We start from the raw sequence: 20,828 nt of genomic DNA, 5'->3' as shown, positions 1-20,828 counted from the left end.
TTGCACCTCTTGACGCGCCTTCGGCATTTGCCCTTTTGAAGCGCCTTCGGAACCTGCCTTTTCGACGCGCCTCTGGCGGGATGCCCTCAAACACCTCTTTGCTTTCGCGCCGTGCGGGCTTAGGGATACGGGCATGAGACTGCTATTTCTTGGTGACGTGATGGGCCGGGCTGGGCGGGCCGCCATCGCGGAAAGACTGCCCAAGCTTCGCGAGACGTGGAAGCTCGATTTCGTCGTGGTCAATGGCGAGAACGCCTCGAACGGCATGGGGCTGACCGCCGAGCACGCCAAGGCGATCCTCGACGCGGGCGCCGACGTGGTGACGCTGGGCGACCATGCCTTCGACCAGAAGGACATGATGACCTTCGCCGAAAGCGAGCCGCGCATCATCCGGCCGCTCAACTTCGCCAAGCAGGCGCCGGGGCGCGGGGCAGGGCTTTTTGCCGACCGCCGCGGTCGCAAGGTGCTTGTGACGCAGGTGCTGGGGCAGGTGTTCATGAAGCGCCCCTTCGACGATCCGTTCTCGGCGATGGATGCGGTGCTGCGCAAGCACCCGCTGGGCGGGCAGGCGCAGGCGGTGCTCGTCGATATGCACTGCGAGGCGACCTCGGAGAAGATGGCGATGGGCCATTTCTGCGACGGGCGCGCCAGCCTCGTGGTGGGCACCCATACCCACGTGCCGACGGGCGATGCGCAGGTGCTGCCCAAGGGCACCGCATATCTGACCGATGCGGGCATGTGCGGCGATTACGACTCGGTGATCGGCATGGACAAGGTCGAGCCGATGCGCCGCTTCGTCACCGGCATGGGCAAGACCCGCTTCCAGCCGGCGCTTGGCGAGGCGACCCTCAGCGGCGTCTATATCGAGACCGACGATCGCACCGGGAAGGCCGAGCGGATCAAGATGGTGCGGCAGGGTGGGCGGCTCGAGGCGGCGGGGCCGTGAGCGCGCCCCCGAGCGCGAGTCTGTCCCCGCTGCACATCTGATTTTAACTGTAGTGCGGCGAGACAGGGCCTTGCGCCACCGTCAGGGGTGCTTGCCGTCGCGCTTGAAGTTTCACGGTGCATCGTCAGTATGTGGCGGGTTGAGCAGAGGCAGATTTCCCGAATGCAGTTTTTCGACTTGAGCCAGACGGCGCAGGCCTACATCACCATTGCCACGGTGATCGGCATGTTCGTGCTCTTTGTCCGGGAACGCTATCCGACCGAGGTCGTCGCCATCGGCGGGGTCGGGGTGCTGCTGCTGCTGGGCGTGTTGCCCTACGAGGCGGCGCTGACGGTGCTGTCGAACCCGGCGCCGTGGACCATCGCCGCGATGTTCATCGTCATGGGCGCACTGGTGCGCACCGGCGCGCTCGATGCCTTTGCCACCTACGCGCAGGGCGAGGTCGCCAAGCACCCGCGCCGGGCCATCGCGGTGATCATGATGGTGGTGATCGTTGCCTCGGCCTTCATGAACAACACGCCGGTGGTGGTGATGATGCTGCCGATCTTCGTGCAGATCTCGCACCAGCTTGGCGTGCAGCCCTCGAAGCTGCTGATCCCGCTCAGCTATGCCGCCATCCTCGGCGGCACCACCACGCTGATCGGCACCTCCACCAACCTGCTGGTCGACGGCGTCGCGCGGACCAACGGGCTCGAGCCGTTCTCGATCTTCGAGGTCACGCCGCTCGCGGTCATCCTCGTCGCATGGGGGATGCTCTACCTCGTGGTGGCGGGCCGCTTCCTGCTGCCCGAGCGGCACTCGATGGCGGGCATGTTGTCGGACCGGTCGCGGATGAAGTTCTTCACCGAGGCGGTGATCCCGCCCGACAGCAACCTCATCGGCCGCGACGTGCTGGGCGTGCAGCTCTTCAAGCGCGAGGGGGTGCGGCTGGTCGACGTGGTGCGCGGCGACGAGTCGCTGCGTCGCAACCTGCAGGGCGTCACGCTCGAGGTTGGCGACCGCGTCGTGCTGCGGACCCAGATGACCGAGCTTCTGAGCCTGCAGCGCAACAAGGAGCTCAAGCGGGTCGACCAGATCTCGGCGCGCGAGACCACCACCGTCGAGGTGCTGATCTCTCCCGGCTGCAAGATGGTCGGCCGCTCGCTCGGCGCGCTGCGCCTGCGCCGGCGCTACGGCGTCTACCCGCTGGCGGTGCATCGCCGGAACCAGAACATCGGCCGCAAGCTCGACGATCTCGTGGTGCGGGTGGGCGACACGCTGCTGCTCGAGGGCGCGCCCGAGGACATCAAGCGTCTCGCCGACGAGATGGAGCTGGTCGACGTCTCGCACCCCTCGGCTCGCGCCTTCCGCCGTGGCCACGCCCCCGTCGCCATAGGTGCGATGGCTGCCATCGTCATCCTTGCCGCGCTTGGCGTGGCGCCGATCCTGTCGCTGACGGTGATCGCCGTGGCGGTGGTGCTGCTGGCGCGCTGCATCGACGCGGACGAGGCGTTTTCCTTCATCGAGGGGCGGCTTCTGGCGCTGATCTTCGCCATGCTGGCCATCGGCGCGGCGCTCGAGGCCTCGGGCGCGGTCGAGCTGATCGTGCAGGCGGTGGCGCCGTGGATGCAGGCGCTGCCGGGGCCGCTTCTGGTCTGGGCGGTGTTCCTGCTGACCTCGGTGCTGACCGAGGCGGTGAGCAACAACGCCGTGGCGGTGGTCGTCACGCCGATCGCCATTTCGCTGGCGCAGGCGCTGGGGATCGATCCCCGGCCGCTGGTGGTGGCGGTGATGGTGGCGGCGTCGTGCAGCTTCGCCACCCCCATCGGCTACCAGACCAACACGCTGGTCTACGGTCCGGGCGGCTACCGGTTCTCGGATTTCCTCAAGGTCGGCGTGCCGCTGAACCTCAGCGTGGGCGTGCTCACCGCGCTGCTCGTGCCGCTGATCTGGCCGCTCTGAGCGCGGCGCGGGGCAAGATTTTTAGTCCTAAAAATCTTGCCCCAAAAATCTTAGCTAAGATTTTTGGGGCTGACCTCAGCCGTAGCGGCGAACGAAGTTGCGCAGGATCCGCTCGGGCCAGCGCACGTCGGCGGCGCGGCACATGGCGATCAGGTCGTCCGCCTCGGCGGGGTCGAAATAGCCCTTGTGGCGGTAGATGCGGATGCGGGTCTCGAAGCCGGCGGCATCGGCTTCGGGGTGGAACTGCGTGGCATAGACGTTGGCGCCGTGACGGATCATCTGGAACGGGCAGGGGCCCGAGCTCAGCAGGTGCGCGGCGCCCTCGGGCAGGGTCTGCACCGCTTCCTTGTGACCGACGTAGGCATCGAACTGCTCGGGCAGCCCCTCAAGCAGCGGATCGCCGGCGCCGGCCTCGGTGCGGGAGCAGCGCACCGCGCTCACCGGCTCGCCGTAGCGCGCCTTGCCGACCTCGGCGCCCAGGTGATGCGCAAGGATGCCGATGCCGTAGCAGCAGCCCAGGAACGGCACGTCGGCGGCGGTGATGGCCGGCATCAGCGACAGGCACGCGGCCTCGATCTTCGCCTCCATGGCGGACTTGGCCTCCGCGGCGTCCGATACGCAGCCCGGCCCGCCGCCCACGATCACCCCGGCATAGTCGCGCGGATCGAGCCCCTCGGGCAGGTCCTCGCAATCAAGCCGGATGCGGTGCACCCGGTCGGGCGTGAGGCCGCCCTTGGCGAGGAAGGCGGCAAACTCGTCGTCGCTGGCCTCGGCCTCGGGGCGCAGCTGCAGGATCAGGAAACGGCTCATGCGCAAGGCTTTATCCCGGCGCGCCCGATCCGCAAAGCGCAGATGTGATCGCGCCCGTCTTGCTCGGGGGCGACATGTGAACATATCATGAACACATGACACGACTCACTCTGGATCAGAAGCTCGCGATTCTCTCGGACGCGGCGAAATACGATGCCTCCTGCGCCTCGAGCGGCGGGCAGAAGCGCGACTCGCGCGATGGCAAGGGGCTGGGCTCGGTCACCGGCTCGGGGATCTGCCACGCCTACACGCCCGACGGGCGCTGCATCAGCCTGCTCAAGATCCTGATGACCAATTTCTGCATCTACGACTGCGCCTATTGCGTGAACCGGGTGAGCAGCAACGTCCAGCGCGCCCGCTTCTCGCCCGAGGAGGTGGTGACACTGACGCTGGAGTTCTACCGGCGCAACTACATCGAGGGGCTGTTCCTGTCCTCGGGCATCATCCGCAGCCCGGACGAGACCATGACCGACATGGTGCGCATCGCCCGCACCCTGCGGCAGGAGCACGGCTTTCGCGGCTATATCCACCTCAAGACCATCCCCGACGCCGCGCCCGAGCTGATCGAGGAGGCGGGGCTCTATGCCGACCGGCTGTCGATCAATGTCGAGCTGCCCACCGACGGGGCGGTAAAATCCTACGCCCCCGAGAAGGACCCGGCACAGATCCGCAAGGCGATGGCCGACGTGCGCCTGTCGCGCGAGGCCCGCAAGGAGCGCAGCTTCACCGGCAAGCGCCCACCGCGCTTTGCCCCCGCCGGCCAGTCGACGCAGATGATCGTCGGGGCCGACGGGGCCGACGACACCACCATTCTCGGCACCTCGACGCGGCTCTATTCCAGCTACCGGCTGAAGCGGGTCTATTATTCCGCATTTTCGCCGATCCCCGACAGCTCGGCGGCGCTGCCGCTGATCAAGCCTCCGCTGATGCGAGAACACCGGCTCTATCAGGCCGACTGGCTGCTGCGCTTCTACGGCTTCGAGCTGGGCGAGATCGCCTCGGCCACGAAGGGCGGCAATCTCGATCTCGAGATCGACCCCAAGCTCGCCTGGGCGCTGGCCAACCGGCAGCGCTTTCCGGTCGACGTGAACCGTGCAGATCGCGAGCTGCTGTTGCGCATTCCCGGCGTCGGCACCAAGAGCGTCGGGCGCATCCTCGCCACCCGCCGCCATCGCACGCTGCGCTACGAGGATCTGCGTCGCATGGGGGTGAACCTCAAGCAGGCGCGGCCCTTCCTGACGGCGCTCGACTGGCGACCGCGGGGGCTGGATGCCGCCGACCTGCGGGCGCGCTTCGCGCCGCCGCCCGAGCAGTTGCAGCTGCTCTGATGCGCCGGGTCGTGCTGCCGGAGATCGGCACCTTCGAGGCCTGGCGCGACGAGGCACGGGCGCTTCTGGGCGCGGGTGTCCCGCCCGAAGAGGTGCTCTGGCACCGGGGCGCCGCCGAGGCCGATCTCTTTGCCGAGGCGCTGCCGCCGGTGCGGGGCGGGGCGGTGACCGTGCCCAAGGGCTTCGTCGATCTGGCGCGGCTGGTGGTCTGGCACCGCGACCCCGAGCGCTTTGCCCGGCTCTACGGGCTGCTCTGGGCGCTCGGCCACAGCCGCGGCCTGCTCGAGGATCGCGGCGATCCGCGGATCGACCGGCTGCGGCGCATGGCCAAGGAGGTCAGCCGCGACCGCCACAAGATGACCGCCTTCGTGCGGTTCCGCGAGATCGGCGATCCCGCCGCCACGCGCCGCCGCTTTGCCGCGTGGTTCGAGCCGTCGCATTACATCCTCGAGCTGACCGCGCCGTTTTTTGCCAAGCGTTTCGGCGACATGGACTGGTCGATCTTCACGCCCGATCTGACGGCGCATTTCGACGGGTTCGAGATTCGCTTTGCCCCTCCTGAGGCGCGGCCCGAGCTGCCCGACGACGCTGCAGAGGAGCTCTGGCGCACCTATTTCCGCAACATCTTCAACCCAGCCCGGCTCAAGATCGGCGCGATGCAGGCGGAGATGCCGAAGAAATACTGGCGCAACCTGCCCGAGGCGCCGCTGATTCCCGAGCTGATCGCCGAGGCCCAGTCGCGGGCGCAGGCGATGGGCGAGGCGGCGCCGAGCCTGCCGCCGATCCGCGCCGAGCGCATCACCGAACGGCTGCGCGCCCCCGAGGCGCCCGCGCCGGTGGGCGACCGCGACGCGCTGCTGTCCGGGCTGGCGGGCTGCCGGCGCTGTCCGCTCTGGCAGAACGCCACCCAGCCGGTGGCGGGCGAGGGGCCGCTGGATGCGCCGCTGATGATCGTGGGCGAGCAGCCCGGCGACCAGGAAGACCTGGCGGGCCGTCCCTTCGTCGGGCCGGCGGGGCAGCTCTTCGACACCGTGGCCGCGCGCGCCGGGCTCAAGCGTGACCGGGCCTATGTGACCAACGCGGTAAAGCACTTCAAATTCGCGCCGCGCGGCAAGCGGCGGCTGCACCAGTCTCCGAACTCGGGCGAGATCGCCCATTGCCGCTGGTGGCTGGACATGGAGCGCCAGCTGGTGCGCCCGAAGCTCATCGTGGCGATGGGGGCGAGCGCAGCCGAGAGCCTGACCGGAGATAGCCGCCGCATCGGGACGCGGCGCGGGGCGCTCGAACACGCCCCCGACGGCACCCCGGTCATGGTGACGTGGCACCCGTCCTACCTTCTGCGCCTGCCCGAGGGCGCGCGCTCGGCCGCCGAGGCGGCCTTCGAGGCGGATCTGCGCCGCGCCGCCGCGCTGGTGGCGCAGGGCGAGGGCGCCGCCGACACCAAAGGGGCGTAACGGGGGCTTTACCGGGAGGGCGGGGCAGGGCAGAACAGCGCCATGACCCAGACATCCCCCTCCGACACCCTTCCCGACGTGCGCGGCCGGCTGACGCCCAACCGCGACCTCTCCGCTCTCACCTGGCTGCGCGTCGGCGGGCCGGCGGACGTGCTGTTCCAGCCCGCCGATCTCGACGATCTGCAACAGTTCCTGCGGGCGCTGCCGCCGGAGCGGGAGGTCTTCCCGATGGGCGTCGGCTCGAACCTGATCGTGCGCGATGGCGGCTTGCGGGCGGTGGTGATCCGGCTCGGGCGCGGCTTCAACGGCATCGAGATCGACGGCACCCGAGTCACCGTGGGCGCGGCGATGCTCGACGCGCAGGCCGCCAAGCGCGCGGCGGCGGAGGGGGTCGACCTCACCTTCCTGCGCACCATCCCCGGCAGCATTGGCGGCGCGGTGCGGATGAACGCGGGCTGCTATGGCACCTACGTGGCCGACCACCTGGTCGAGATCCGCGCGGTGACCCGCGAGGGCGATCTGGTGACCCTCTCGAAGGACGCGCTCCAGCTGTCCTACCGTCACAGCGAGCTGCCCGAGGGCTGGGTGATCGTCGAGGCGGTGTTCGAGGGCGCGACGGGCGATCCCGACGCGCTCGCCGCGCGCATGGAGGCGCAGGTCAGGAAGCGCGACGAGACCCAGCCCACCAAGGACCGCACCGCCGGCTCGACCTTCCGAAACCCGGCGGGATTCAGCTCAACCGGGCGCGAGGATGACGTGCATGACCTCAAGGCGTGGAAGGTGATTGATGATGCCGGAATGCGCGGCGCAACCCTTGGTGGCGCGCAGATGTCGCCCAAGCATTCCAACTTTCTGGTGAACACCGGAGAGGCCACGGCGGCCGATCTCGAGGGGCTGGGTGAAGAAGTTCGAAAAAAGGTTTTCCAAGTCAGTGGAATAGAGCTACATTGGGAAATCATGCGGGTCGGTGAACCCGCACAGAAATGACGCCGACAACCGGCGCGTGACAGGCACGGCGGCTCGCCGATCAAAGAGCAAGCTGTCGAATTTCGCAGGGCGGGTCCGGTTTGCCGGGCCGATGGGTCCTGAAGCAGAACAAAAGGGGCAGAAAGCCCCGTGATTTCGAGGCGGTTTTGGGGATGTCGAGCAGGGCAAACCCGAAAGTGGCGGTATTGTTGGGAGGACCCTCCGCAGAGCGCGAGGTGTCTCTCAGTTCCGGGCGGGAATGTGCCGCCGCTTTGAGGGCAGAAGGATATCAGGTCACCGAGGTCGATGCCGGCCGCGATCTGGCGCAGCGTCTCGAGGCGCTTGCGCCCGACGTCGTGTTCAACGCGCTGCATGGCCGTTGGGGCGAGGATGGCTGCGTGCAGGGGCTGCTGGAATGGATGGGGCTTCCCTACACCCATTCCGGGGTGATGGCGTCGGCGGTGGCGATGGACAAGGAACGCACCAAGGAGGTCTACCGCGCTGCGGGGCTTCCAGTGGTCGAGAGTGTTCTAGCCACCAAGGCCGAGATCTCGGCGCGCCACGTGATGGCGCCGCCCTACGTGGTCAAACCTTACAACGAAGGCTCTTCGGTGGGCGTCTACCTCGTGCAGGAGGGCGCCAACACGCCGCCGCGCATCGCGGACGACATGCCCGACACGCTGATGGTCGAGACCTACGCGCCGGGCCGCGAGCTGACCACCACGGTGATCGGAGACCGGGCGCTGACCGTCACCGACATCCTCACCGAGGGCTGGTACGATTACGACGCCAAGTACAAGGAAGGCGGCTCGCGTCACGAGCTGCCCGCCGACGTGCCGGCCGAGATCTTCGACGCCTGCCTCGACTATGCCCTGCGCGCCCATGACGCGCTTGGCTGTCGCGGCGTGAGCCGCACCGATTTCCGCTGGGACGAGAGCCGCGGCCTCGACGGGCTGATCCTGCTCGAGACCAACACCCAGCCCGGCATGACGCCGACCTCGCTGGTGCCCGAGCAGGCGCAGCATTGCGGCATGTCCTTTGGCGCGCTGATGCGCTGGATGGTGGAGGACGCCTCGTGCAACCGTTGAGCGCACCGCCCCGTCGGCAGGCGAGCCAGCAGGCCAACCAGCAGGTGAACCGCCCCGATCCCGCGCCCTCGCGGCTGAAATACCGCCTCGAGCGTCTGATGCTGACGCCGATGTTCCGTCTCGCGCTGCGGGTCGGCATTCCGGCGGTGATCGGCTTCGGCGCGGCAAGCTGGTACTTCTCCTACGAAGAGCACCGCACGCAGGTGGTCGACACGATTGCGCATATCCGCACCCAGATCGAGACCCGGCCCGAGTTCATGGTCAACCTGATGGCCATCGACGGCGCCAGCGCCGGCGTGTCCGAGGACATCCGCGAGATCGTGCCGCTCGATTTCCCGATCAGCTCCTTCGACCTCGATCTCGACCACATGCGCGCCACGATCACCGGGCTCGACGCGGTGAAATCCGCCGAGTTGCGCATCCGCCAGGGCGGGGTGCTGCAGATCGACGTGACCGAGCGGGTGCCGGTGGCGCTCTGGCGCAACGGTGGGGCACTCGAGCTTCTCGATGTGGAAGGTGTGCATGTGGGCCCCGCGACACGGCGCTCGGATCGTCCCAACCTGCCGGTGATCGCCGGGAACGGTGCCGACGAGCATGTGGCCGAGGCGATGGCGCTGATCCGCGCGGCGGCTCCGCTCACCGACCGGATGCGCGGCCTCGTGCGCATGGGCGAGCGGCGCTGGGACGTGGTGCTGGATCGCGGCCAGCGCATCATGCTGCCCGAGACCGGCGCGGTGCGGGCGCTCGAGCGGGCGCTGGCGATGGATGCGGCGGTCGACATGCTGGGGCGCGAAATCGCCGCGGTCGATCTGCGGCTGCCGCGCCGTCCGACCCTGCGCCTGGCGGGCGAGGCAGTAGAACAATATTGGCGGATCAAGGCCTTAGAGACCGGAGAACAACAACAATGATCGAGCTCTATGAATCCCAGCGCGCGATGCGCAACATGCGCAAGGCGGCGATGCAGCGCGGTGTTGTGGCAATCCTCGACGTGGGCAGCTCAAAGATCGCCTGCCTCGTGCTGCGTTTCGACGGCACCGAGCAGATCCTCGACGACGGCATCGGCTCGCTGGCGGGGCAGTCGGGCTTCCGGGTGATCGGCGCGGCCACCACCCGCTCGCGCGGGGTCAAGTTCGGCGAGATCGCTGCCATGGGCGAGACCGAGCGCGCCATCCGTACCGCCGTGCAGGCGGCGCAGAAGATGGCCGCGATCCGGGTCGATCACGTCATCGTCTGCTTCTCCGGCGCCGAGCCGCGCAGCTACGGGCTGGCCGGTCAGGTCGAGGTCGATGGCACCATGGTCTCCGAGCAGGACGTGGCGCGGGTGCTCTCGGCCTGCGACGTGCCCGATTTCGGTGTGGGGCGCGAGGTGCTACACGCGCAGCCGGTCAACTTCGCGCTCGATCACCGCTCCGGGCTCGACGATCCGCGCGGGCAGATCGGCCGGGCGCTGGCCACCGACATGCACATGCTGACGATCAACGCGCAGGCGATCCAGAACATCGCCCATTGCGTCAAGCGCTGCGACCTCGAGCTCGCCGGCCTGGCCTCCTCGGCCTATGCCTCGGGCATCTCGGCGCTGGTCGAGGACGAGCAGGAGCTGGGCGCGGCCTGCATCGACATGGGCGGTGGCACCACCGGCGTGTCGATCTTCATGAAAAAGCACATGATCTACGCCGACGCGGTGGCGATGGGCGGCAATCACGTGACCAGCGACATCTCGATGGGCCTGCAGATCCCGATGGCGATGGCCGAGCGCATCAAGACCTTCTACGGCGGCGTCGTCGCCACCGGCATGGACGACCGCGAGATGATCGAGATCTCGGGCGATACCGGCGACTGGCACCATGACCGGCGGCAGGTGAGCCGGGCCGAACTGATCGGCATCATGCGCCCGCGCGTGGAGGAGATCCTCGAGGAGGTCCGTGCCTCGCTCGACGCGGCCGGGTTCGATCATCTGCCGAGCCAGCAGATCGTGCTGACCGGTGCTGCGAGCCAGATCCCCGGGCTCGACGGACTGGCAAGCCGCATCCTCGGCTCGCAGGTCCGTCTGGGCCGCCCGATGCGCGTGCACGGCCTGCCGCAGGCCGCCACCGGGCCGGGCTTTGCCAGCGCGGTAGGGCTGTGCCTGTTCGCGGCGCATCCGCAGGACGAATGGTGGGATTTCGAGATCCCGGTCGACAAGTACGCCTCCGGCGGCCTCAAGCGCGCCGTGAAGTGGTTCCGCGACAACTGGTGAGTTGGGCAGGGGGGCTTGTCCTCTCTGGTGCGATACAGACGCCCCTGCAGGATGCTGCGGGGGCGTTTGTCGTTTCGGGGGATCCTTGCGACGGCGCGGAATCAAGGCCGCAGGCCGCCGCGCCATCGCCTGCCCGCCCCGACGGGCTGGCGATTTGGAGACATCAGCACTGAGCTGTGAGGTCCTTCGGACTTGGCCGGGATAAATCGAGGGATTCCACGTGAAGCTCGCCATCCCGCGGGCAGGCGCTGGCACGGCGGTGCCACGCGTTTCGCCGGGGTTCGAGGGGGGCGGTTAATCGGTCTTGATCCCTCAATCTCCGTCTAGGCGCGGAATCAAGGCCGCAGGCCGCCGTGCCATCGCCTGCCCGCCCGGACGGGCTGGCGATTTGGTGACGTCGGCGCTGAGCCGTGAGGTCCTTCGGATTTGGCCGGGATAAATCGAGGGATTCAGCAGTCCGTTCGCCATCCCGCGGGCAGGCGATGGCGCGGCGTCACAGATGTTGCGTCAGAGGGGCAGAGAGGGCGCCTGACCCGCCCGGCGCAATCCCGCGCTGTGATCTAGAGGCTGCGCCAACCCGGAAGGAGAAGACGAACAGGGCCATCCGGTAGCGGCACGCCCTCAGCCTCGCGGAGCTACCCCGCCAGCAGGGCCCGGGCCGCGGCCCGCGCTTCCTTGGTGACCGTGTCGCCCGAGAGCATCCGCGCGATCTCGTCCTCGCGGTCGCCGGCATCGAGCGCTGCAACGGTCGACAGCGTGGCGTCGTTCTCAACCCGCTTCTGCACCCGCCAGTGATGCGCCCCGAGCGCCGCCACCTGCGGCGAATGGGTCACCACCAGAACCTGCCCGCCCTCGGCAAGCGCCTTCAGGCGCCGCCCGACCGCATCTGCGGTGGCGCCGCCGACGCCGCGGTCGATCTCGTCGAAGATCATCGTGACGCCCCGGTTGCGCTCTTCCGAGAGGCTGACCTTCAACGCCAGAAGGAAGCGCGACAGCTCGCCGCCAGAGGCGATCTTGTTGAGCGGACCCGCCGGCGCGCCGGGGTTCGTGGCCACGGTGAACGCCACCGCGTCCCGGCCCTCGGGGCCGGGCTCGCCGCCGGCCACCTCGGTGCGGAACACAGCACGCTCCATCTTCAGTGGCGCGAGCTCGGTGGCCATGGCGGCGTCGAGCCGACCCGCGGCCTCGCGGCGCGTCTCGGTCAGAGCGCCGGCGGCCGCGTCATACTCCGCATCAGCGTCGGAGACCGCGCGGGTCAGGGCGGCGATGTTCTCCGCGCCGCTCTCAAGCGCCGCCAGCCGCCCCGACAGCGTCGCCGCCAGCTCGGGCAGCTCGTCGGGGCCGATGGAATGCTTGCGCGCGAGGCCCCGGATGGCGAAGAGCCGTTCCTCGGTCTCCTCGAGATCCTGCGGGTTGAACTCCAGCGCATCGAGACAGTCCTCGACCTCGCGCCCGGCCTCGTCGAGTTCGGCCATGGCGCGCGTGAGCGCGGCGATGGCGCCCTCGAGCCGGCCCTCGGCCTTCTCGGAGGCGCCTTCGAGCCAGCGCAGGGCGTTGGCCATGGTGCCCTCGGCGCCGTCAGTGCCGAGCGCCTGCGCGGCGCGCACGATGTCCTCGCGGATGCGCTCGGCGCTCTGCATCATGCGGCGCTTGGTGTCGAGCTCGGCCTCTTCGCCGGGCATCGGGGCCAGCCGGTCCAGCTCATCGACGGCGTGGCGCAGGAAGTCCTCCTCGGCGCGCACCGCCTCGAGCGCGGCCTGCGCCGCCTCGAGCGCCTTGCGAGCCTCGCGCCGCTTGGCCCAGGCCGCACGTGCGGCCGCCAGCTCGGTGTCGATCGCGGCATAGCTGTCGAGGATGGCGCGGTGGCCGGAGGGGTTGAGCAGGCCGCGGTCGTCATGCTGGCCGTGCAGCTCCACCAGCGTCTCCGACAGGCGCCGCAGCACTTCGCCGCTGGCGCGACGGTCGTTGACCCAGCCGGTCTTGCGGCCGTCAGCGCTGTTGACCCGGCGCAGGATCAGCTCTTCCGAGACCGGCAGCCCGGCGTCTTCCAGCACCTCGCGCGCGGCATGGCCGGGGGCCAGCTCGAAGACCGCCGTGACCTCGCCCTGCGCGGCACCGCTGCGCACCAGCTCGGCGCGGCCGCGCCAGCCCAGCACGAAGCCCAGCGAATCCAGCAGGATCGACTTGCCGGCGCCGGTCTCGCCGGTCAGCACGTTGAGACCGGGCTGGAACGCGAGGTCCAGCCGGTCGATGATCAGCATGTCGCGGATCTCAAGCGCTCGAAGCATGAACTGCAGGACGGGCGATCAGCCCGCCATCCCTTATAGCCACTCGCCCTTCACCATCTGGCGATAGGCCTGCGCCAGCCAGTTGTCGCCCTGAGCCTCGAGCGGCAGGCCACGGTTGGTCAGCAGCTTGTAGCTGTCACGATACCATTCCGAGCCCTGGTAGTTGTAGCCGAGGATCGCGCCAGCGGACTGCGCCTCCTGCACGAGACCGAGCGAGAGATACGCCTCGACCAGACGATGCAGCGCCTCGGGCGTGTGGGTGGTGGTCTGGAAATCCTCGACCACGACGCGGAAGCGGCTGATCGCGGCGCCGAAATGCTTGTCGCGCAGATAGTAGCGACCGATCTCCATTTCCTTGCCGGCGAGGTGGTCGAAGGCGAGGTCGAACTTCAGGATCGAGCTGCGGGCATATTCGCTTTTGGGATAGCGCTCGATCACCGTGCGCAGCGCCTGAAGCGCCTGGAAGGTGAGCCCCTGGTCGCGCCCGACTTCCTCGATCTGGTCATAGAAGGAGAGGGCGAGCAGATACTGCGCGTAGGCGGCATCCTCGTCGGTCGGGTAGAAATCGATATAGCGCTGCGCGGAGGACCGGCTGTTCTCGTAGTCCTTCTCGATGTGGTAGGCGTAGGCCTGCATGATCAGCGCCCGCTTCGACCACTCCGAGTAGGGGTAGAGACGCTCGACCTCACTGAAGTAATAGGCCGCTTCCTCACCGTCCTTGCGGTCGAGCTCGTACTCGCCGCGCTCATAGATCTGCTGGGCAGAGAAGGTCTCGAGCGGGATGTTGCCACGGGCGTATCCCTCGCGCTCCTGCGCATCGCAACCCGCCAGCAGAAGAGCGGAAAAAGCCACTCCGATCAATAGCTTACGCGATCTTCCGCCTGCCATGCCCGACTAACCTCATGTTCGTTCTGGGGGGCCGTAGGACGGCCCTTGGCACGGTCCTAGCACAGAAAATTCCGGTGCAAAACGTCTTAACGGCGTTTTGAGCGCGGCACGCCGTCAGGCGACTGCCGGGATCTCTTCACGCTCGACGCCGGCACCCGGCAGACGTGCCGCAAGCCCGTCGTCGCATAGGGTGATGCGGTAGGCATCGGGGGTCGAGAACAGCTCGCGCAGGAGCATGTTGGTCATCGCGTGACCGGCCTTGTGGCCCTCGTAATGGCCGATGATCGGGGCACCGGCGGTGTAGAGGTCGCCAAGCGCGTCGAGCATCTTGTGGCGTACGGCCTCGTCGTTGTGGCGCAGGCCGCCGGGCGAGAGCACCTTGTCGCCGTCGACGACGACTGCGTTCTCGTAGGTGCCGCCAAGCGCGAGACCATTGGCCTGCATCGCGTCGACATCGGACTGCCGGCAGAAGGTGCGGCTGTCGCAGAGCTCGCGCACGAAGGCGCCGTTGGCGAGGTCGAGGCTGCGCTCCTGCGTGCCGATGGCGTCATCCTCGAAGGCGATGTGGAAATCCATCGTCAGGCCGTTGCCGGTGCGGGCAGGGGACAGGCGGGCCCAGCCCTTGTCGGTCAGCACCGACACCGGCTTGAGGATCTCGATGGCATAGACCGGCGCGCGCAGCTCGCGGGTGCCGCGCTCAAGGATGGCGCGCACGAAGGGGGCGGCGGAGCCGTCCATGATCGGCACTTCGGGGCCGTCGATCTCGATCAGGGCGTTGTGCACGCCGCAGCCGGAGAGCGCGGCCATCACGTGTTCGATGGTCGAGACCGAGACACCGGCACCGTTGACGATACGGGTGCAGAGCGGGGTCACCTCGACGGCGTCCCAGCGCGCGGGCACCAGCGTGTCGCCCAGAAGGATGTCGGTCCGCTTGAACCAGATGCCGTGCTCGGCCGAGGCCGGACGAATGGTCATGCGCGCCGGGCGGCCGGAATGCAGGCCGACGCCATGGAATGTTACAGCGGATCTCAGAGTGGTTTGCACGGTCGTACCTCAGTCATCGAAGCCTTCAGAACACTGGGGGCTCCTTTGATGGTGGAGATATAGACCGGGCCCTGTCAGCTCAAATCAAGTATTGTAACCGCCTGAAACATCGCACGAACGGAATAAGCGAAACCTCGCGGGCCTGTTTTCAGGCGGTTTCAAGCTCTTGATCCCAAAAGAAAAACGCCCCCTCGAAGAGGGGGCGTTCCATCGCTGTGCTGTGCGAAATGTCAGTTGGCCTGGCGGCGCAGGAAGGCCGGGATCTCGATCCGATCCTGATCCTGCTGCTCGTCCTCGTCCACCACCGGAGCCGGCTGGTGGGCCTGCATCGGAGGCTGCTGACGGCGCGGGGCGGGGGCCTCGTGGCCGCCATTGCCACCTTGGGTGTGGCCATGACCGGTCATCCGGTTGATCAGCGAGTTGATCCCGAAGCGCGGCTTCTCGGCCTCGGAGGCCGGGCGGTGTGCGCCGGCGGGCTGCTGCGGCTGGGCGGCCGGGCGCGGCGCCTGTGCGGCGGGGCGCTGCTGGGGCTGCTGCCGGCTGTGCTCGGCGGCGGTGCGCAGGCGCTGCAGGGTCTCGGGCGAGGGGGTGCCGGGGGCCGGCGCCTTGGGCGCGACGAAGCTCTCGGGCTCGGCGTCGAGCGCATTGGTCTGCGGCTGGAACTGCGCAACCTGCGGACGGTAGGCCGGCGGCGGCAGGTCGTCCTGCGACTGTGCTGCGGGCTGCTCGTAGACCGGCTGCTGGTGCTGGTGCGGCTGCTGCTCATGCGCGCCGAAGAGCGACGGCTCGTCCTCTTCGTATTCCGGCTCCGGGGCACGGGCCGCGGCGGGCTGCTGCGCGTGGGCCGGCTGCTGCTGCGCCGGGGCCGGGGCGCGCTGCGGTGCGACCGGTGCGGCGGCGACCTCTTCCGGGGCCTCTTCGCCCATGGTCGGCTTCAGCGGCTCGGCCAGCTTGCGGCGCGGGACCGGAACGTCGCTGTGGACGTTGCTGGCGTCGATGCCGGTGGCGACGACGGAGACCCGCATGTTGCCTTCCATCGTGTCATCGAGGGTCGAGCCCACGATGATGTTGGCGTCGGCGTCGACTTCCTCGCGGATGCGGTTGGCCGCTTCGTCGAGCTCGAACAGGGTCAGGTCGTGACCGCCGGTGATGTTGATCAGCACGCCCTTGGCGCCCTTGAGCGAGATCTCGTCGAGCAGCGGGTTCGCGATGGCCTTTTCGGCGGCCTGGATCGCGCGCTCTTCGCCATCGGCCTCGCCGGTGCCCATCATCGCCTTGCCCATCTCGTCCATCACCGAGCGCACGTCGGCGAAGTCGAGGTTGATCAGGCCCGGGCGGACCATCAGGTCGGAGATGCCCTTGACGCCCTGGTAGAGCACGTTGTCCGCCAGCGCGAAGGCCTCGGTGAAGGTGGTCTTCTCGTTGGCGAGGCGGAACAGGTTCTGGTTCGGGATGATGATCAGCGTGTCAACGACCTTCTGCAGGGCCTCGACCCCGTCTTCGGCCTGACGCATCCGCTTGGCGCCCTCGAACTGGAACGGCTTGGTCACCACGCCGACGGTCAGCACGCCGAGCTCCCGCGCGGCCTGCGCGATGATCGGGGCCGCACCGGTGCCGGTGCCGCCGCCCATGCCGGCGGTGATGAAGCACATATGCGCCCCGGCAAGGTGGTCGACGATCTGCTCGATGCTCTCTTCGGCCGCGGCTGCGCCGACCGAGGCACGGGCGCCCGCGCCGAGGCCTTCGGTGACCTTGATGCCGAGCTGGACCTTGGAGGTCGCGAGGCTTTGCTGCAGCGCCTGAGCGTCGGTGTTGGCCGTCACGAAGTCGACGCCTTCGAGCTGCTGGACGATCATGTTGTTGACGGCGTTGCCGCCAGCGCCGCCGACGCCGAAGACCGTGATCCGGGGCTTCAGCTCTTCCTGTCCGGGCATCGAAAGGTTGAGTGTCATGTGTTTTGTCCGCCTGCGATTTTTGACTTGTTGCACGCCTGTCCTGCGCCTTTACCGGCAATTCTTACCGACATATTAGCAACGGGTCACGTAAAAAACGCAAAATAACCACGAAATATGGGGTAAAATCGGGTAATCCGCGCGGGATTTCGCCGACACCCCCAGATTTGGGGGTTTTCACCGAAAACAACGCAAAACGAGAGCGGGCGACACGCCATTCAAGCGGTCGCAAGTCGTCTTGCTTCGGTCATGTCGGGAGGTCTGCTCGACATCCCCGTGGGCCGCCTCTGTGTGCGGTTCTGTGGATAAGCTAACAAAGCCCCGCTCTGACGTCATCCCCGAAAATCACGGCGACGCGGTTTTCCGCGCTCACGGTTTCGTGGGGGTGGGAGCGGCGCGGCGTCTAGTGGAAGTCCCGGCTCGGGAACAGCCGCTTCGCCTGCTCGCGTGGGTGCTTGGCGGCGGGGGCGGGACGTGTCGGGCGCGGCGCCTCGTCGGCGGCGGGGTTGGTGATGCCGATGGCCTCGTCGAGCGGGTGGCCGAGATCGCCGAGCCGCGACGACAGGTCCTCGATCTGCTCGGCGATCAGGTGGGTGACGATGCCCTCGCGCTGCAGGTGGCCGGTGACCCGCAGCAGCCGCCCGCCCATGACTGCGCGGCGGAAGCGCTCGTAGACCTTGGGCCAGACCACCACGTTCGACACCCCGGTCTCGTCCTCCAGCGTCACGAAGATCACCCCCGAGGCGGTGCCCGGGCGCTGCCGGGTGATCACCACGCCGCAGACCGAGAGCCGCCGCAGCGGCGTGGCGGCGAGCTCGGAATGCGGCACGATGTCGGGAATGTCGGGCCGCAGGAGCTCCATCGGGTGGGCGCGCAGCGACAGCCGCATGGAGACGTAATCCTCGACCACCTCCTCGCCCAGATGCATCGGCGGCAGCTCGACATCGGGCTCGCGCAGCCCCTCGCCATCGAGCGGATCGGCAAACAGCGGCAGCGGCGCCGGCGAGCGGATGGCGCGCACCTGCCACAGCGCATCGCGCCGGGTCAGCCCCATGCCGGCGAAGGCATCCGCCTCGGCCAGCCGCTCGAGCACGCCGGGCAGAAGCCCCGCGCGCAGCCACAGGCTTTCGGGATCGGGATAGCCGTTGCCGCGCGCCGCCACGATCCAGCCGGCATCCTCCTCGCGGAAACCCTTGATCTGGCGAAAGCCCAGCCGCAGCGCCAGCCTGCCGTCGGCACGCCGCTCGAGCACGTTGTCCCACTGGCTGTGGTTGACGCAGATCGGGCGCAGCTCGATGCCGTGGTCGCGCAGGTCGCGGACGATCTGCGCCGGGGCGTAGAACCCCATCGGCTGCGAGTTGAGCAGGGCGCAGCCGAAGATCGCCGGATGATGGCATTTCAGCCAGGACGAGACATAGGTGAGCATGGCGAAGGCCGCGGCGTGGCTCTCGGGGAAGCCGTAATCGGCAAAGCCCTCGATCTGGGTGAAACAGCGCTCGGCGGCCTCGCGGGTGTAGCCGTTCTTGAGCATCCCGCGGGTGAAGCGGTCGCGGTGCTCGCCGATGGTGCCCATGCGCCGGAACGAGGCCAGCGAGCGGCGCAGCCGGTCGGCCTCTTCCGCCGAGTAGCCGGCGCCGACCACGGCGATCTGCATCGCCTGCTCCTGAAACAGCGGCACGCCGAGGGTCTTGCGGGTCACCTCCGACAGCGCCGGCCCGAAGGGCTCGGGTCGCTCGAGGCCCTGCCGGCGGCGGATATAGGGCTGCACCATGCCGCCCTGGATCGGGCCGGGGCGGACGATGGCGACCTCGATCACCAGATCGTAGAAGGTGGCGGGCTTCATCCGGGGCAGGAAGTTCATCTGCGCCCGGCTCTCGACCTGGAACACGCCCACCGCGTCGGCCTTCTGCAGCATCCGGTAGGTGGCCGTGTCCTCCTGCGGCACGGTGTCGAGCGTGTGGGTGATGCCCTCGTGCTGCTCGAGCAGGGCAAAGGCCTTGCGGATGCAGGTCAGCATCCCGAGGCTGAGCACGTCGACCTTGAGGATGCCGAGCGCGTCGATATCGTCCTTGTCCCACTCGATGACGGTGCGGCCCTCCATCGCCGCGTTCTCGATCGGGCACAGCTCGTCGAGCCGGCCCCGGGTGATGATGAAGCCCCCCACGTGCTGGCTCAGGTGGCGCGGGAAGCCGATGATCTCGCCGATGAGGCCGATGGTCTGCGCCAGCCGCCGGTCGCCGGGATCGAGCCCGAGCTCGCGGATGCGGTCGGGATCGGCGCCGCCGTTGGACTGGCCCCAGATCTGCCCCGAGAGCGCCGCCGTCACGTCCTGGCTCAGGCCCATGACCTTGCCGACCTCGCGGATCGCGGCGCGGGTGCGGAAATGGATCACCGTGGCGCAGAGCCCGGCGCGGTGGCGACCGTATTTCTCGTAGATCCACTGGATCACCTCCTCGCGCCGCTCATGCTCGAAATCGACGTCGATGTCGGGCGGCTCGCCGCGGTAGCGCGAGATGAAGCGTTCGAAGACCATGCCGATCAGGTCGGGGCTGACATCGGTGATGCCGAGCAGGTAGCACAGCACCGAGTTCGCCGCCGAGCCGCGCCCCTGACACAGGATGCCCCGCGACCGGGCGAAGGCGACGATGTCGTTCACGGTGAGGAAATAGGCCGCGAAGCCCAGCTCCTCGACGACCCGCAGCTCCTTGGCCATCAGGTCGAAGACCTTGTCCGGCGCGCCCTCGGGATAACGCCGCTCGAGCCCGGCATGGGCCAGCCGCTCGAGCCGCGCCTGCGGCGTCTCGCCATCGGCGATCTCGTCGGGATACTCGTAGCTCAGCTCGCCGAGGTCGAAGGCGCAGCGCGCCGCGATCTCCAGCGTGCGGCGCAGGGCGGCGGGGTGGCGGCGGTAGAGCCGGGCCATATCGGCGGCGGGCTTGAGCCGGCGCTCGGCATTGGGCAGGGCGCGGGTGCCGATGGCGTCGATGGTGCAGCCCTCGCGCAGGCAGGTCAGCACGTCGGCGAGCTGGCGCCGCGCGGCGCGGTGCATCAGCACGTCGCCCACCGCCACCATCGGCGTGTTCATCCGAAGCGCCAGCCGGGCGCAGGCGTCGAACCACGCCTGGTCGGAGCCGTCATAGCGCGGCGGCGCGCCGAGGAAGACGTGGCCCGGAAAGCGCCGCTGCAGGCGCCGCAGCGGGGTCGTGGCCTGGGCCAGGTCGTCGGGCGGCAGGGCGATCAGGATCAGGCCGCGGCCATGCGCCTCGAGATCGGCGAGATGCAGCTGGCAGCGGCCCTTCTCGGCCCGGCGCTTGCCCAGCGTCAGCAGCCGCGACAGCCGTTCGTAGGCGGCGCGGTCGGTGGGCAGGGCCAGCCACTCGACCGGCTCGTCCTCGAGCACCAGCCGGCAGCCGGAGATCAGCCGCGGCAGCAGCAGGCCGGCGCGCACGGCGATCTCCCGCGTGCCGGCCTCGGGCTGGCGCGAGCACGGATCGGTGCGCTCGGTCGAGCGGATGCGCAGCGCCTGCTCGGCCTCCTCGCGCAGGGTCTTCAGCGCCGACCACGCGCGCACCACGCCGGCCAGCGAGTTGCGGTCGGTGATCGCCAGTGCCGAGAGCCCGAGCTCGGTGGCGCGCGCCACCAGCTCCTCGGGATGCGAGGCGCCGGTGAGGAAGGTGAAGTTCGAGGTGACGCAGAGCTCGGCATATGCGGTGGGAAGAGGAGCGTCCTTGTCGCTTGTGCTGTCCCTGCCGTCGGCCTGTGGGTGGCGAGGGGGATTGGGGGCGCTGCCCCCGTCCGCCGGGGGCGGACTCCCCCGAGGTATTTTGGAACCAGAGAAGAGCGGGGCGTTCGTGAGGGATGGCAAGGTGAGGGGGCCTTGCCGGAGG

At 68.6% G+C, this 20,828-nt stretch carries 14 protein-coding genes; 8 read left to right on the top strand and 6 right to left on the bottom strand.

The window, feature by feature from the left end:
• Positions 1-133: 133 nt before the first annotated feature.
• Both LCM15_RS04005 and LCM15_RS04000 read left to right on the top strand, forming a co-directional pair.
• Positions 134-946, top strand: a complete 813-nt coding sequence (locus tag LCM15_RS04005; RefSeq protein ID WP_224853294.1) for a TIGR00282 family metallophosphoesterase — start codon at positions 134-136, stop codon at positions 944-946.
• A 162-nt stretch (positions 947-1,108) separates the two neighbouring features.
• Positions 1,109-2,887, top strand: a complete 1,779-nt coding sequence (locus LCM15_RS04000) for an SLC13 family permease (protein WP_224853292.1) — start codon at positions 1,109-1,111, stop codon at positions 2,885-2,887.
• Between the two features lie 75 nt (positions 2,888-2,962).
• Here the strand turns inward: LCM15_RS04000 and LCM15_RS03995 are convergent, their stop codons facing one another.
• Positions 2,963-3,697 carry a glutamine amidotransferase gene (locus LCM15_RS03995; RefSeq protein ID WP_224853290.1) on the bottom strand — a complete coding sequence of 245 codons (735 nt, stop codon included), beginning with the start codon at positions 3,695-3,697 and terminating at the stop codon, positions 2,963-2,965.
• A 95-nt stretch (positions 3,698-3,792) separates the two neighbouring features.
• Here LCM15_RS03995 and LCM15_RS03990 point away from each other — a divergent pair, with 95 nt between their 5' ends.
• The 6 genes from LCM15_RS03990 to ftsA all read left to right on the top strand — a co-directional run bounded on the left by LCM15_RS03990 (position 3,793) and on the right by ftsA (position 10,769).
• On the top strand, positions 3,793-5,025 hold the full coding sequence (locus tag LCM15_RS03990) for a putative DNA modification/repair radical SAM protein (protein WP_224853288.1): 1,233 nt from the start codon (positions 3,793-3,795) through the stop codon (positions 5,023-5,025).
• Positions 5,025-6,479 carry a UdgX family uracil-DNA binding protein gene (locus tag LCM15_RS03985; RefSeq protein WP_224853286.1) on the top strand — a complete coding sequence of 485 codons (1,455 nt, stop codon included), beginning with the start codon at positions 5,025-5,027 and terminating at the stop codon, positions 6,477-6,479. Before LCM15_RS03990 ends, LCM15_RS03985 begins: the two co-directional genes overlap by 1 nt.
• A 42-nt stretch (positions 6,480-6,521) precedes the next feature.
• Positions 6,522-7,466, top strand: a complete 945-nt coding sequence (murB, locus tag LCM15_RS03980) for a UDP-N-acetylmuramate dehydrogenase (protein ID WP_224853284.1) — start codon at positions 6,522-6,524, stop codon at positions 7,464-7,466.
• 152 nt (positions 7,467-7,618) lie between these two features.
• Positions 7,619-8,533, top strand: coding sequence for a D-alanine--D-alanine ligase (locus tag LCM15_RS03975; RefSeq protein ID WP_224853282.1), 915 nt, complete (start codon positions 7,619-7,621; stop codon positions 8,531-8,533).
• Entirely contained in the window at positions 8,530-9,441 is a 912-nt protein-coding gene (locus LCM15_RS03970) for a cell division protein FtsQ/DivIB (protein WP_224854552.1), read from the top strand. The genes LCM15_RS03975 and LCM15_RS03970 overlap by 4 nt, the downstream gene beginning before the upstream one ends.
• Positions 9,438-10,769, top strand: coding sequence for a cell division protein FtsA (gene ftsA / locus LCM15_RS03965; protein ID WP_224853280.1), 1,332 nt, complete (start codon positions 9,438-9,440; stop codon positions 10,767-10,769). Before LCM15_RS03970 ends, ftsA begins: the two co-directional genes overlap by 4 nt.
• A gap of 635 nt (positions 10,770-11,404) precedes the next feature.
• On the opposite strand, the gene recN is transcribed toward ftsA, so the two are convergent.
• From recN to LCM15_RS03940, 5 genes are all read right to left on the bottom strand, one after another.
• A complete protein-coding gene (gene recN / locus LCM15_RS03960; RefSeq protein ID WP_224853278.1) occupies positions 11,405-13,057 on the bottom strand; it encodes a DNA repair protein RecN in 1,653 nt (550 codons plus the stop codon).
• A 33-nt stretch (positions 13,058-13,090) separates the two neighbouring features.
• Complete coding sequence (locus tag LCM15_RS03955) at positions 13,091-13,945, bottom strand: outer membrane protein assembly factor BamD (protein ID WP_224853276.1); 855 nt, start codon at positions 13,943-13,945, stop codon at positions 13,091-13,093.
• Positions 13,946-14,059: 114 nt separating this feature from the next.
• Complete coding sequence (gene lpxC / locus LCM15_RS03950; protein ID WP_224853274.1) at positions 14,060-14,989, bottom strand: UDP-3-O-acyl-N-acetylglucosamine deacetylase; 930 nt, start codon at positions 14,987-14,989, stop codon at positions 14,060-14,062.
• Between the two features lie 230 nt (positions 14,990-15,219).
• Positions 15,220-16,941, bottom strand: a complete 1,722-nt coding sequence (gene ftsZ / locus LCM15_RS03945) for a cell division protein FtsZ (protein WP_224853272.1) — start codon at positions 16,939-16,941, stop codon at positions 15,220-15,222.
• 403 nt (positions 16,942-17,344) lie between these two features.
• Positions 17,345-20,764, bottom strand: coding sequence for an error-prone DNA polymerase (locus LCM15_RS03940; RefSeq protein ID WP_412103277.1), 3,420 nt, complete (start codon positions 20,762-20,764; stop codon positions 17,345-17,347).
• Positions 20,765-20,828: the final 64 nt, after the last annotated feature.

This window comes from Salipiger bermudensis, from assembly GCF_020171625.1.
GTDB lineage: Bacteria > Pseudomonadota > Alphaproteobacteria > Rhodobacterales > Rhodobacteraceae > Salipiger > Salipiger bermudensis_B.
This window is presented reverse-complemented; position numbering and strand designations above follow the sequence as displayed.

What these genes read in the sequence shown, in the direction of transcription:
- LCM15_RS04005 (WP_224853294.1), top strand. Translation starts at nt 134, where the DNA reads ATGAGACTGCTATTTCTTGGTGACGTGATGGGCCGGGCTGGGCGGGCC.
- LCM15_RS04000 (WP_224853292.1), top strand. Translation starts at nt 1,109, where the DNA reads ATGCAGTTTTTCGACTTGAGCCAGACGGCGCAGGCCTACATCACCATT.
- LCM15_RS03995 (WP_224853290.1), bottom strand. Translation starts at nt 3,697, where the DNA reads ATGAGCCGTTTCCTGATCCTGCAGCTGCGCCCCGAGGCCGAGGCCAGC.
- LCM15_RS03990 (WP_224853288.1), top strand. Translation starts at nt 3,793, where the DNA reads ATGACACGACTCACTCTGGATCAGAAGCTCGCGATTCTCTCGGACGCG.
- LCM15_RS03985 (WP_224853286.1), top strand. Translation starts at nt 5,025, where the DNA reads ATGCGCCGGGTCGTGCTGCCGGAGATCGGCACCTTCGAGGCCTGGCGC.
- murB (WP_224853284.1), top strand. Translation starts at nt 6,522, where the DNA reads ATGACCCAGACATCCCCCTCCGACACCCTTCCCGACGTGCGCGGCCGG.
- LCM15_RS03975 (WP_224853282.1), top strand. Translation starts at nt 7,619, where the DNA reads ATGTCGAGCAGGGCAAACCCGAAAGTGGCGGTATTGTTGGGAGGACCC.
- ftsA (WP_224853280.1), top strand. Translation starts at nt 9,438, where the DNA reads ATGATCGAGCTCTATGAATCCCAGCGCGCGATGCGCAACATGCGCAAG.
- recN (WP_224853278.1), bottom strand. Translation starts at nt 13,057, where the DNA reads ATGCTTCGAGCGCTTGAGATCCGCGACATGCTGATCATCGACCGGCTG.
- LCM15_RS03955 (WP_224853276.1), bottom strand. Translation starts at nt 13,945, where the DNA reads ATGGCAGGCGGAAGATCGCGTAAGCTATTGATCGGAGTGGCTTTTTCC.
- ftsZ (WP_224853272.1), bottom strand. Translation starts at nt 16,941, where the DNA reads ATGACACTCAACCTTTCGATGCCCGGACAGGAAGAGCTGAAGCCCCGG.